Annotated in this window: 12 protein-coding genes and 1 tRNA gene; 8 read left to right on the top strand and 5 right to left on the bottom strand. The window is 71.4% G+C overall.

Annotated elements, in window-relative coordinates; all coding sequences use genetic code 11:
- Window positions 1–106: 106 nt before the first annotated feature.
- Window positions 107–820 (bottom strand): pentapeptide repeat-containing protein, encoded by a 714-nt coding sequence (locus tag AB0B50_RS44455; RefSeq protein WP_362343773.1) that lies wholly within the window; start codon window positions 818–820, stop codon window positions 107–109.
- A gap of 124 nt (window positions 821–944) precedes the next feature.
- Between AB0B50_RS44455 and AB0B50_RS44450 the strand changes: the two genes are divergently transcribed.
- The 3 genes from AB0B50_RS44450 to AB0B50_RS44440 all read left to right on the top strand — a co-directional run bounded on the left by AB0B50_RS44450 (window position 945) and on the right by AB0B50_RS44440 (window position 4,569).
- Window positions 945–2,165, top strand: a complete 1,221-nt coding sequence (locus AB0B50_RS44450; RefSeq protein ID WP_362343770.1) for an FAD-dependent oxidoreductase — start codon at window positions 945–947, stop codon at window positions 2,163–2,165.
- A gap of 64 nt (window positions 2,166–2,229) precedes the next feature.
- Entirely contained in the window at window positions 2,230–3,246 is a 1,017-nt protein-coding gene (locus AB0B50_RS44445) for a zinc-binding dehydrogenase (protein ID WP_362343767.1), read from the top strand.
- 69 nt (window positions 3,247–3,315) lie between these two features.
- Window positions 3,316–4,569, top strand: coding sequence for a GNAT family N-acetyltransferase (locus AB0B50_RS44440; protein WP_362343764.1), 1,254 nt, complete (start codon window positions 3,316–3,318; stop codon window positions 4,567–4,569).
- A 31-nt stretch (window positions 4,570–4,600) separates the two neighbouring features.
- On the opposite strand, the gene AB0B50_RS44435 is transcribed toward AB0B50_RS44440, so the two are convergent.
- Together AB0B50_RS44435 and AB0B50_RS44430 are read right to left on the bottom strand one after the other, a co-directional pair.
- Window positions 4,601–5,080, bottom strand: a complete 480-nt coding sequence (locus tag AB0B50_RS44435; RefSeq protein WP_362343762.1) for a GNAT family N-acetyltransferase — start codon at window positions 5,078–5,080, stop codon at window positions 4,601–4,603.
- Window positions 5,081–5,102: 22 nt separating this feature from the next.
- Entirely contained in the window at window positions 5,103–6,026 is a 924-nt protein-coding gene (locus AB0B50_RS44430) for an aminoglycoside phosphotransferase family protein (RefSeq protein WP_362343759.1), read from the bottom strand.
- On the opposite strand from AB0B50_RS44430, the gene AB0B50_RS44425 reads away from it, so the two are divergent.
- On the top strand, window positions 6,025–6,708 hold the full coding sequence (locus AB0B50_RS44425) for a rhomboid-like protein (protein ID WP_362343756.1): 684 nt from the start codon (window positions 6,025–6,027) through the stop codon (window positions 6,706–6,708). The two genes, AB0B50_RS44430 and AB0B50_RS44425, sit on opposite strands and share 2 nt — an antisense overlap.
- Here AB0B50_RS44425 and AB0B50_RS44420 read toward each other — a convergent pair.
- Window positions 6,686–7,453, bottom strand: coding sequence for a thioredoxin domain-containing protein (locus AB0B50_RS44420; protein WP_362343754.1), 768 nt, complete (start codon window positions 7,451–7,453; stop codon window positions 6,686–6,688). The genes AB0B50_RS44425 and AB0B50_RS44420 overlap by 23 nt on opposite strands.
- A 155-nt stretch (window positions 7,454–7,608) precedes the next feature.
- Between AB0B50_RS44420 and AB0B50_RS44415 the strand changes: the two genes are divergently transcribed.
- Entirely contained in the window at window positions 7,609–9,033 is a 1,425-nt protein-coding gene (locus tag AB0B50_RS44415; RefSeq protein ID WP_362343751.1) for an FAD-dependent oxidoreductase, read from the top strand.
- 540 nt (window positions 9,034–9,573) lie between these two features.
- Here the strand turns inward: AB0B50_RS44415 and AB0B50_RS44410 are convergent.
- Window positions 9,574–9,647, bottom strand: a tRNA-Thr gene (locus AB0B50_RS44410).
- Window positions 9,648–9,856: 209 nt separating this feature from the next.
- Here AB0B50_RS44410 and ugpC point away from each other — a divergent pair.
- From ugpC to AB0B50_RS44395, 3 genes are all read left to right on the top strand, one after another.
- Complete coding sequence (gene ugpC, locus AB0B50_RS44405) at window positions 9,857–10,993, top strand: sn-glycerol-3-phosphate ABC transporter ATP-binding protein UgpC (RefSeq protein ID WP_362343749.1); 1,137 nt, start codon at window positions 9,857–9,859, stop codon at window positions 10,991–10,993.
- 343 nt (window positions 10,994–11,336) lie between these two features.
- Window positions 11,337–11,795 carry a hypothetical protein gene (locus tag AB0B50_RS44400; RefSeq protein WP_362343746.1) on the top strand — a complete coding sequence of 153 codons (459 nt, stop codon included), beginning with the start codon at window positions 11,337–11,339 and terminating at the stop codon, window positions 11,793–11,795.
- A 36-nt stretch (window positions 11,796–11,831) separates the two neighbouring features.
- On the top strand, window positions 11,832–12,551 hold the full coding sequence (locus AB0B50_RS44395) for a nucleotidyltransferase family protein (RefSeq protein WP_362343743.1): 720 nt from the start codon (window positions 11,832–11,834) through the stop codon (window positions 12,549–12,551).
- Window positions 12,552–12,616 lie beyond the last annotated feature (65 nt).

The following is a 12,616-nucleotide window of genomic DNA, read 5'->3' as shown; positions in this document are numbered from 1 at the left end:
AACAAGCATGACCAGCTCGTGAGCCCCACCCACACCAGTTCATCAGCGGGCCAAATTGCGGAGATACCAACGCACTCCAGAAGAAAACGACCTCTCAGAACCCCGCTCAGAACCCCGCCTCAGCCACCCGCACCCCCACCTGCGCCGCGAACGCCGGTGCCAGGTCGATCAGTTGGCCGGGGCTGATCACCGCGCCGGACAGGCAGTCGATGCCGCGGGCCACCTCCAGCTCCCCCGCGGCCCGCAGGTCCACGTCCTTCATGCGTGTCCCGGTGAAGTCGACCCCGCGCAGCGCGCAGTCCCGGAACTCCACCCGCTCCAGGGACGCGAGGCCGAAGTCCGGCTCCACCAGCACGCACCCCTCGAAGATCACGTCCCGCAGCCGCGCCTTCCGCACGTTCAGGTAGTCGATCTTGCCGCCCCGCACCACCACCCGCTCCAGCACGCCCCCGTGCAACTGCACGCCACCGAGCCGGGCGTCCACCACCTCGACGTCCCGCAGCGACGCCTCCACGAGATCCGTCCCCACCCCTCGCAGCTCCGTGAGGACGGAGTCCATGAACCGCGCACGCGTCAGCCGGGTCTCGTCGACCCCGCACCCCACCAGCGCGGAGTCCATGAACAGCGCCCCGCCGCCGTCCTGCCCGCCGAGGTCGAGCCCCCGGAACTCCACCCCGTCATAGTCCCCGTCCGGCTCCAACTCCCCTCCCCCGAAGGGCCGGAGCGGAGGCAACCGCACCTCGGTCCGCCGAGCCGCCTTGACCACCTGCGCACCCCTCGGCGCCCTCGGCGCCCTCGCTGTATTCGCCTTCTCCGCCATCCCCCCATCCTGCACGCCCCCACTGACAACGCCCCGATGTCGCATCCACCCGATGTCACATCCGCCGCCCTCCGGACCGTCCAAGGAACGAGCCCCCCAACACCGACCTCAGGGAGCCCGAACCATGCGCGACACCACCCGCAGGAGGACCGGCGGGCCCAGGCCCACGGCCCCCCGCATCACCGTCGTCGGCGGCGGCTTCGCCGGCCTCACCGCCGCGATCACCGCCGCCGAGACAGGCGCCCGCGTCACCCTCCACGAGGCGCACCACACCCTCGGCGGCCGCGCCCGCACCGCCGAAGGCACGTACAAGACGAACGAGGGCCCCCACGCCCTCTACAACGGCGGCCCCCACTGGACCTGGCTCAAGCAGCGCGACCTCATCGGCCCGCTCGCCCCGATCCCGCCCCTCGAAGGCACCCGCCTGCGCCTCCACCACCACGGCACCCTGCGCCGCACCCCGCCCCTGGCCATGCTCAAGCTGCTGCGCCGCAAGACCGAACAGGCGCCGGTGGAGCAGGACTTCATGACCTGGGCGACGGGCCAGGTCGGCGAGGAGGGCGCCCGCGCCGCCGCGCACTACGTCGCCGTGGCCACGTTCCACCACGACCCCGGCTCGCTCTCCGCCCGCTTCGTGCACGAGCGCCTGCGCCGCGCGGCCAAGCTGCCCCCAGAAGCGCACTACCCGCGCGGCGGCTGGGGCTCCGTCGTCGACCGCATGGCCGCCCTCGCCTGGAACCTGGGCGTCCGCACGGAGACGCTGACCCGCGTCGACAGCCTGGCCGACCTCCCCCACGACGGCCCGGTGGTCATCGCCACCTCCCTCGCGTCGGCCCGCCGCATCCTCGGCGACGACTCCCTGCAGTGGGAGAGCGGCCGCACCACGCTCGTCGACGTGGCGTTCCGCACCCGCAGGGGCGACGCCTTCGCCGTCTCCGACCTGGACCGCACGGGCTGGGTCGAGCGCTTCACCGCCCAGGACCGCACCCTCGCCCCCGCCGGCGAACAGCTCGTCCAGGCCCAGATCCCCCTCTCCCCCGACGAGACCAAGGCGGACGGCGTGGCCCGCGCCGAGCACCTCCTCGACCTCGGCTGCCCCGGCTGGCGCGACCGCCTCACCTGGCGCCGCGCCTCCGTCGCGAACGGCCGCACCGGCGCGCTCGACCGCCCCGGAACCACCTGGCGCGACCGCCCCGCGATCGACCGCGGCAACGACGTGTACCTGGCGGGCGACCAGGTGGCGGCGCCGGGACTGCTCTCCGAGGTGTCGTTCAACAGCGCGGTCGAGGCCGTGTCGCTGGCACTGACCAGGGCGAGGCTTGACCTCAAGTCCACTTCAGGTTGAAAGCTGAGGAGTGTCAGGACAACAGCCCGGCCGCAAGGCCGAGAGCACATCCGAGGAGTCCACCATGCACGCCATCCGCCTCCACGCCTTCGGTCCCGCCGAGAACCTGACGTACGAGGAGACGGCGACCCCCGAGCCCACCGCGGGCCAGGTCCGCGTCACCGTGGCCGCGGCAGGCGTGCACCTCCTGGACACCGCGATCCGCGAGGGCGTGCAGGGCCCGCTGCCCCAACTCCCCTCCCTGCCCACGGTTCCCGGCCGCGAGATCGCCGGCACCGTCGACGAGCTCGGCGAGGGAGTCCCCGCCCACTGGCTCGGCAAGCGCGTCGTCGCCCACATCGGCTTCGCCCCCGGCGGTTACGCCGAGCAGACCGTCACCGAGGCGTCCCGCCTGCACGAGCTCCCCGACGACCTGGACTTCGCGGAGGCGGTCGCCCTGATCGGCACGGGCCGTACGACGATGGGCATCCTCCAGTTCACCGACCTCACGCCGGAATCCGTGGTCCTCGTCCCCGCGGCAGCGGGCGGCATCGGCACGCTCCTCACGCAGTACGCCAAGCACCGCGGCGCCACGGTGATCGGCCTCGCGGGCGGCCCGGAGAAGACGGCCCGCGTGCGCGCGAACGGCGCGGACCTCGCCGTGGACTACAAGAACCCGGCATGGCCGGACGAGGTGCGCGCGTACCTGAAGGAACAGCACGACGACCGCCGTGCCAGCGTCGTCTTCGACGGCGTGGGCGGCGACGCGGGGCTCGCCGCCGTCGACCTGCTCGGCCCCGGCGGCACCCACGTCGTCTTCGGCTGGTCCGGCAAGGGCCTGCACGACGGCGAGGCGCTGACGTTCACCGAGGAGGAGCTGGCCGAGCGCGGCATCACACAGGTCAATGTCCTCGGCCCGGCGATGATGGCCAGGGCGGGCGGCGACAACCCCGTCCGCACCCTGGAGCTGGCCGCGCTCGCCGAGGCGGCGACGGGCCACTTCACCCCGGCCGTGCAGCGCTACCCCCTCGCGGAGGCGGCGGCGGCACACCGCGCGCTGGAGACGCGGGGCACGATGGGCAAGGTGGTCCTGATCCCGTGACCGTGGCCCTGAACACCTGACCCCGAAATCCAGGTGCCCTCACGACATGCGGGAACTACCGTCCGTTATATGGATATGGAACCTGTCCACCCCCCTGTCCCGCCCCGCATCCAGTTCCGCGACATCCCCGAAGCGGGCATCGACCGCGCCCTCTCCCTCGCGTACCTCGTCTTCCACGAGAGCCCGGAGGAGGAGAAGCGCAAGCACCACCACGACCTGCTGCTCGGCTGCACCCGCATCGGGGCGTACGACGGCGACGAACTCGTCGGCTTCCTCGCCGCGTTCCCCTTCACGGTCTCCGTCCCCGGAGGCGAACTCCCCTGCCCCTGCCTGACGTTCGTCTCCGTGGCGCCGACCCACCGGCGCCGGGGCGTGCTCTCCGGGATGCTCGCGGAGCTCTTCGCGAGGTCGGCCGCGGACGGCGCCCCGATCGCCTCGCTGTGGGCGTCGGAGGACGCGATTTACGGCAGGTTCGGCTTCGGCCCCGCCACCCTCGGCCACACCGTGGAGATCGACTCCCGCCGCCCGCTGGCCCTGCGCATCACCCCGGACGACCGCCCGCTGCGCCTGGTCGACCCGTCCGACGCCCCCGACCTCCTCGGTGAGTACTACGACCGCACCCGCACCGACCGCGCGGGCCGCCTCGCGCGCGGCGAGGCGTGGTGGCGCGAGGAGTGGCTGGTGGAGGAGGACGAGGAGGACGACGAGCTGTCGCCGCCCCGCGTGGTCGTCCTCGGCGACCACGCGGGCCCCGTCGCCGGTTACGCGATCTACCGCACCAAGACCCGCGACGACGCCCCCGGTCTGGTCCGCCTGGACGAGCTGGAGGCGGACACCCCGGCCGCGGCCGCCGCGCTCTGGCGCTATCTCGCGTCGATCGACCTGACGGGCCTGATCCGCGCCTGGGGCCGCCCCCTCGACGATCCGCTGCACCTCTTCGCCGCCGACCGCGACCAGGTGCGCGTCACGGGCGAGTTCCCGGCCCTGTGGGTCCGCCTCGTCGACGTACGCAAGGCGCTGGAGTCCCGCTCATGGGCGGCCCCGGTGGACGTCGTCCTCGACGTGGTCGACGACCGCCTCCCGGCCAACGCGGGCCGCCACCGCCTGACGGCCTCCCCGGACGGTTGCGCGTACGAGGCCACGGAGGCCCCCGCGGACCTCACCATCGACGTACGCGACCTGGCGGCGGGCTACTTGGGCGGCACGAAGATCGACGCCTTCGTGCGCGCCGGCTTGGCGACGGAGCACACGCCGGGCGCGGCGGCGGCACTGGACGGGGCCCTGCGGACGGTTCAACTGCCGCACACCGTGGACGAGTTCTAGGAACTTCCGGGAGCCGAGAGGCACCTGAGGACTAAGAACGGCCGCCGAGCTCCGCGAGCGCGCCGGCGGTCAGCCGATACACGGTCCACTCGTCCTGGGGCAGCGCCCCGAGCGACCGGTAGAAGTTGATCGACGGCTCGTTCCAGTCGAGCACGGACCACTCCAGGCGCTCGTAGCCGCGCTCCACGCAGATCCGTGCGAGCTCGGTGAGGAGCGCCTTGCCGTGCCCGCCGCCGCGCGCCTCGGGGCGCACATAGAGGTCCTCCAGGTAGATCCCGTGGACCCCGCGCCAGGTGGAGAAGTTCAGGAACCACAGCGCGAAGCCGACGACCTCGCCGGAGGCGTCGTCCTGCGCGATGTGTGCGAAGGCGGCGGGCCGCTCCCCGAAGAGCGCCTCGCGCAGCTGTTCCTCGGTGGCCTTCGCCTCGTCGGGCGCCTTCTCGTACGCGGCGAGGTCACGGACCAGGGCGTGGATGACGGGGACGTCGGCAGGCGTTGCGGTACGAATCATGGCCGCAGGGTATGCGGACCGCTCACCGCCCCAGGAGCCGCCGGGCGATCTCCATGTCGTCCGGCTCCATCGGCCGCCCGTCCTCGGCCTCCCAGATCGCGTTCTGCAGGACGCGGCCCAGCGTCCAGGCGCGCGCCCGCTCGCGGTCGAGCCCGAGGACCTCCGTCATGGCGTCGAAGCGCCACAGCACCTCGTCCGGCTCGAAGCGGTTGTCGATGGCGGGCCAGAGGTCGAAGCCGGGGTCGCCGGCGAGCGGCTTGGGGTCGATGGCGAGCCATGGCTCGCGGTCGCTCGCCAGGACGTTCTCGAAGTGCAGGTCCCAGTGCAGCATCCGGTCGCCGGGCTCGCCCATGACCTCGCGAACCGCTCCGCCGCACCGCTCGACGAGCGCGCGCTCGGCCGGGTCGGCGATCGCCTTCAGGGTGCCGGGCAGATCGTCGATCATCTCGGCGGCGATGTCACCGAGCGTCCGCATGCCGTCCGGGGCGGGCCCGGCGGTGAGCCTGGCGAGGAGCTCGGCGACGACGAGGACGGCCTTGCGGGTGTCGGCCATCGTCGACAACATCCGCCCGGAGTCGAGGCGTTCGAGCAGCATCGTGCCGGTGCCGTCGTCGTAGTCCAGGAGGCGCACGGCCCCGTCCCCGCCCCACACCCGCAGCGCGACCGGCTCGCCCTCGGTCTCCTCGTCCAGGAGCTGGAACTTGACCGCGGCGGGCGTGCCGTCGCGGCGCACCACGGGCAGCACCAGCGCGGCCATGCCGTGCATGGGGCCGCCGTCGAGCGTGAGGTCCCAGCGCTCGACGATCTCGTTCACGCGGTCGGGCAGCGCGGCGATGAAGGCCCGGCCGGGCTCCCCCGCGTACATGTGCTGCGACTCGACCAGCTCGTCCGGAATGCGAATGTCGATCACACTCGCGACCCTAACCGCGTGCGTGAATCGGCACATGTCATTTTTCCGGCGCGCGCCTTCCCTGCGTGCGCCTTTCCTGCGCGCGTCCCAGGCGATCCGGTCCTACGTCCGCAGCGCCCCGGGAACCTACCTCTGGCTGGCGGCGCTCTTCGTCACGACCGTCGCGATGCACCACATGTCGCCGGAGTTCGAGGACGAGTTCCTGCGCCAGCGCTCCACGAACATCCACGAGCTGTCCCGCAACCCGGTGCGGGTGCTGATCTCCAGCGCGTTCTGGATCGACGGCAGCAGCTGGCTGCCGTACGCCGTGCTGTACTCGCTCTTCCACGCCACCGCCGAGCGCTGGCTCGGCACCTGGCGCTGGCTGGCGGTGGCGGCACTCGCGCACGTCCTCGCCACGCTCATCAGCGAGGGCGTCCTCGCGCTCGCGATCCACCACGGGGCCGCGCCGCGGTCGTCCGTCAACACCCTTGATGTGGGCGTGAGTTACGCACTGGCGGGCGTGGTCGCGGTGCTCACCTACTGGGTGCCGAAGCCGTGGCGGTACGGGTACGTGCTCATCGTCCTCGCGGTGTACGGCACCCCGTTGGTCACCGGCAGGACCTTCACCGATCTGGGCCACTTCACGTCGGTCCTGATCGGCCTGGCCTGCTTCCCGCTGACGCGGGATGCCGTACCCACCGCTCCGTGGGCGCTCAGGAGATCCCGGCGCTCTTGAGCTCCTTCGCGAAGGCGGCCTGCTCGTACAGGGAGTTGCCGTCCGGCTTCTTGCCGTCGATGAAGACGCTCGGCGTGCCCTGGATGCCGTCGTCGGTGAAGGAGGTCATCGCCTCGCCGACCCACTTCTTGTACGTCCCGTTGGTCACCGCCTTGTCGAAGGCGCCGCCGCGCAGCCCGTCGACCTTGTCGGCGATCTTCAGCAGGAAGGCGGGCGTGTAGGCGTCGTCCGTCTCGTGCTCCGGCTGATTGGCGAAGACCGAGGCGTGGAACTGCGGGAACTTGCCGGCCTCCGCGGCCGCCCGCAGCGCGTTGACCGCGTTCACCGAGCCGCTGCCGCCGAGGTTCTTGTCGAGGAACGAGGCGAGCGTGTACTCGACCTTGACCTTGCCGTCGGCCACCGGCTTCACCAGTGCCTGGGCCCCGCCCTCCTCGAACTTCTTGCAGAAGGGGCAGCGCGGGTCCTCGTACACCTTGACCGTATGCTTGGCCTTCGGGTCGCCGACCGTGATCACGCCACCCTTCACCGAGGCGGGCACATCGGCGAGTTGGGCACTGGACGCCGGCGGCGCCTCGGCCTCCGGGGCATCGGAACCGGGGGACTTCGCGGCGGGCTTCTCGCTGACGGTGCCGCCGCCCTTGTCCTCGTCGGGACCACAGGCGGACGCGGCCACCCCGATCAGCGTCACCGCTGCCACCGCCGCGGCGACGCGTCCGGCCTTGCGTCCGGCCTTGTGTACGGCCATGAGTAGAGCCCTCCAGGATTTCGACACGTAACGCTCAAAGTATCGGAATCTATCCCGCGCCCCGACCGGCGAACGACCCACCCCTCGGGACCAAGGCCCCACCGCCCGCCACCACCCCCTGCCCACGGCCCCCACCTGCGCAGTAACGTCCGCCCATGAGCAGCACGAGCGACGCGACCGGCGGCACGGTCGGCACGATCAACGGCGGCATATCGTTCTGGTACGCGGACCAGGGCATCCCCACGGCCCGCGAGCCCCTGACCTCGGACGCCACGGCGGACGTCTGCATCGTCGGCGGCGGCTACACCGGCCTGTGGACCGCGTACTACCTGAAGAAGGCCGCCCCCTTCCTCCGCATCACCGTCCTTGAGCAGAAGTTCTGCGGATACGGCGCATCGGGCCGCAACGGCGGCTGGCTCTACAACGGCATCGCGGGCCGCGACCGCTACGCCGAGCTGCACGGCCACGAGGCCGCGGTCCGCCTCCAACAAGCCATGAACGACACGGTCACCGAGGTGATCGGCGCGGCGAAGGCGGAAGGCATCGAGGCGGACATCCACCACGGAGGCGTCCTCGAAGTCGCCTACACCCCCGCCCAGTTGGCGCGCCTGAAGGCCTTCCACCACACGGAGCTCTCGTACGGCGAGAAGGACCGCACCCTGCACGGCGCCCGCGAGACGGCCGAGCGCGTGCGCGTGGCGGGAGCGGTCGGCTCGACCTGGACCCCGCACGGCGCCCGCCTGCACCCGGTGAAGCTGGTCAAGGGCCTGGCGGACACCGTCGAGTCGCTCGGCGTCACGATCCACGAGTCGACGCCGGTCACGGAGATCAGGCCGAAGCACGCGACGACTCCCTACGGAACAGTCCGCGCCCCCTACATCCTGCGCTGCACGGAGGGCTTCACGGCGTCCCTGAAGGGCCAGCGCCGCACCTGGCTCCCGATGAACTCCTCGATGATCGCGACGGAACCTCTGTCGCCCGCCCAATGGGAGTCGATCGGCTGGGAGGGCCGCGAAACCCTCGGCGACATGGCCCACGCGTACATGTACGCGCAGCGCACGGCGGACGACCGCATCGCGCTGGGCGGCCGAGGCGTCCCGTACCGCTACGGCTCGAAGACGGACAACGACGGCCGCACCCACCCCACCACGATCGAGTCCCTCCACTCGATCCTGACCCGCTTCTTCCCCCAGCTCGCGGGCGTCCGGGTGGCCCACGCCTGGTCCGGCGTCCTCGGCGTCCCCCGCGACTGGTGCGCCACGGTCACCCTGGACCGCGCCACGGGCCTCGGCTGGGCGGGCGGCTACGTCGGCTCGGGCGTCGCCACCGCCAACCTCGCCGCCCGCACCCTGCGCGACCTGGTCCAACAGGACTCGGGCCAGTCGGGCCCCACGGACCTGACGACACTCCCCTGGGTCGGCCACAAGGTCCGCAAGTGGGAACCCGAACCCTTCCGCTGGCTGGGCGTCCACGGCATGTACGCCACGTACCACGCGGCCGACCGCCGCGAACTCACCACGCACACCGCGGAGTCGTCGCGGCTGGCCCAGTGGGCGGACAAGGTGGCGGGGCGGAGCTGAGGCCTCGCGCGCCGCTTCCGTACCCGTGTTCGTGCCTGTACTCGTACCCGTCTGAAATCAGTAGCCCCTCCAGGCCCGTCGTCACACCCTCGTGCCACGGTCACCCGATCATTGTTCGGCCTGGGGGGCCCGCTGCCTGAACCATGCCCTTTTGCGAGACGCACGGCGCACAGCTCGTGGACCAATGGCTGCGCCCCGACCATCCCGGGCGGCCACGTCTGCGGCGTGAACGAATCGCCCTCGGAGCCGGCCAAGCCCTCCGTCCTCGGCCTCGGCCTCGGCCTCGGCCTCCCGGAGAAGGCCTCCGCCACGTCCTACCGCGCCACGCTGAAGGCCACGCTCGACCTGACGGAGGTCCCCGCAGGGACCCGGCACGTCAGCGTCATCGCGGGCGGCTGGGAGTTCTCCCACGGCTCCTTCACCGTCACCGAGCCGGAACCGCGCAACACCACCGCCCCCCCCGACCGGCTAGCCACGAACAGCCCCGAGAACGCGAAGGCCCAGGTCACCAAAGAGGTGACCTGGGCCTTCGCCGCACCGAGCCCCCTGTCGGATTCGAACCGACGACCTACGCATTACAAGTGCGTTGCTCTGGCCATCTGAGCTAAGGAGGCATGCGCGGCCCCGTACGGACGCGCCCGTGCAGTGTAACCAACACCGCCCGGACAGCCGTCGAAAATTTCCTCGAAGGTCACAGGACGCCGACTACTGACAGACCGCGGGGCTCCGGGGTACGGTCACGAGCAGTTCACCCAGGTGGACTACACCACTCCCTCTACTCGGATCGTCCGGCACGTTCCTGCCGGTGAAGGGGGCCCTCACCATGGCCACTGTTACGTTCGACAAGGCGACCCGGATCTACCCGGGTTCCGAGAAGCCCGCCGTCGACGGCCTCGACATCGAGATCGAGGACGGCGAATTCCTCGTACTCGTCGGCCCGTCCGGCTGCGGCAAGTCCACCTCGCTCCGCATGCTCGCGGGGCTCGAGGACGTGAACGCCGGCGCCATCCGCATCGGTGACCGCGACGTCACGCACCTGCCGCCCAAGGACCGGGACATCGCCATGGTGTTCCAGAACTACGCGCTCTACCCGCACATGACCGTCGCCGACAACATGGGCTTCGCCCTGAAGATCGCCGGCGTCAACAAGGCCGAGATCCGCCAGAAGGTCGAGGACGCGGCCAAGATCCTGGACCTCACCGAGTACCTGGGCCGCAAGCCCAAGGCGCTCTCCGGCGGTCAGCGCCAGCGAGTCGCCATGGGCCGCGCCATCGTCCGTGAGCCGCAGGTCTTCCTCATGGACGAGCCGCTGTCGAACCTCGACGCCAAGCTCCGCGTCTCGACCCGTACGCAGATCGCGAGCCTCCAGCGCCGCCTCGGCATCACCACCGTGTACGTCACCCACGACCAGGTCGAGGCCATGACCATGGGCGACCGCGTGGCCGTGCTCAAGGACGGTCTCCTCCAGCAGGTCGACTCGCCCCGCAACATGTACGACCGCCCGGCGAACCTCTTCGTCGCGGGCTTCATCGGCTCCCCCGCCATGAACCTCGTCGAGGTCCCGATCACCGACGGCGGCGTGAAGTTCGGCAACTCGGTCGTGCCGGTCAACCGCGAGGCGCTGTCCGCCGCCGCCGACCGCGGCGACCGCACCGTCACCGTCGGCGTCCGCCCGGAGCACTTCGACGTCGTCGAGCAGAACGGCGCCGCCGCGAAGTCCCTCTCCAAGGAGACCGAGGACGCCCCGGCCGGCCTCGCCGTCTCGGTCAACGTCGTCGAGGAGCTCGGCGCCGACGGCTACGTCTACGGCACCGCCGAGGTCGGCGGCGAGAAGAAGGACCTCGTCGTCCGCGTGAACGGCCGCCAGGTCCCGGACAAGGGCGCCCAGCTGCACGTCGTGCCGCGTCCGGGCGAGACCCACGTGTTCTCCACGTCGACGGGCGAGCGCCTCAGCGACTGATCGCCGACGGCCGAGTCGACGCTGATCGACGGCCGAGTCGACGGCCGAGTCGACGGCCGAGTCGACGGCCGAGTCGACGGCCGAGTCGACGGCCGAGTCGACGGCCGAGGGCCGCACAACTCCCTTGAAGGGCCCCGCGCTTCGGTGCGGGGCCCTTTGCATGCGTTGCCGCGCACGTTTTTGCGTACGTTCAAGGGCAACCCCGGGTTGTCGACAAATACCCCGGCACAGCGGTCATTTCGCCCCTCCGGCGTCAACACCGCACAGGGGAAACCTTCTTCTCTGTCGCTCGACCGAGTGACTAAATGTCGCCAAATCATCACCGAGCGCTACGCTCACACGCGTGACGCACTCCGCCAACTACACCCAGAAGCCGCGCCGAGCCCACCGGGGCCCCGCCCGCCGCATCGGCCGCACGCTCGCCCTCGTCCTGCCCGTGATGCTGGTGCTTTCCGGGACCCTCGCGGTCACCAGCGTCAACTGGTCGGGGAATTCCTCGGATTCGATGCTCACCGCATCCGCCGACGACCTCTCCAAGCCCGCCAAGTCCCGCGCCCCGCAGGACGTCCTGCGCGACCGCCTTCTCATGGAGCTCCAGGAGAAGAACCCGGGCGTCGCGCTCACGCACCTCCAGCAGGAGGTGAACCGCCACCCGTCGCTCGCCCGCCACTGCGTCGCGATCGCCCGCGCCCTCGGCCGCGCCGCCGTCCAGGCCTACGGCCCCAGCCGCGCCCAGTCGTACGCACGCCCCGTCTGCGACACGTCCTTCGCGACGGGCGTGGCCGCCCACCAGAACGGCTGAGCGGCCCTGCCCGTACCGCCGCGTAGGGTTTCGGGCATGACCACGCTGAAGCCCACGCAGGCTGTCGTCCTGGCCGGAGGCCAGGGTTCGCGCCTCCGCCCGTACACCGACGACCGGCCCAAGCCGATGGTCGAGATCCCCGGCACGGGGACCCCGATCATCGGCCATCAGCTTGCCTGGCTCGCCGAGGAGGGCGTCACGGACGCCGTCGTCTCCTGCGGCCACCTCGCCGAGGTCCTCCAGGAGTGGCTCGACTCCGCCGACCTCCCGCTGAACGTCACCACGGTCGTCGAGAAGGAGCCCCTGGGCCGCGGCGGCGGCCTCAAGTACGCCGCCCGCCACCTCCCGCACGTGGACCAGCCCTGGTACGCGACCAACGGCGACATCTGGACCCGCTTCTCGCTGCGCGACATGGCGGCCTTCCACGCCGAGCGCGACGCCACCGCGACCCTCGCCCTGGCCCGCCCCCGCATCCCGTGGGGCGCCGTCGAGACCGACACGTTCGGCCACATCACGGACTTCATCGAGGCCCCGCCGTCCCCGTACCTCATCAACGCGGGCGTGTACGTCTTCTCGGCCTCCTTCACCGCGCTCCTGCCGGACCTCGGCGACCACGAGCGCACCACGTTCCCGCGCCTGGCACGCGAGAAGCGCCTGGCGGGCTTCCCGCTCCCCCAGGGCGCGTACTGGCGGGCGATCGACACCGCGAAGGACCTCACCGAGGCCGCCAAGGAGCTTGCCGCACAAGGCCATTGAGCCTTTGAAACTCCCTGCTCCTGCCCGCGTACGTGGAGGGGCCCCGCACAGTGACTGTGCGGGGC

The organism is Streptomyces sp. NPDC041068, assembly GCF_040647455.1.
GTDB lineage: Bacteria > Actinomycetota > Actinomycetes > Streptomycetales > Streptomycetaceae > Streptomyces.
Note: the sequence above shows the minus strand (reverse complement) of the source record. Positions and strands in the feature narration are given on the sequence as shown.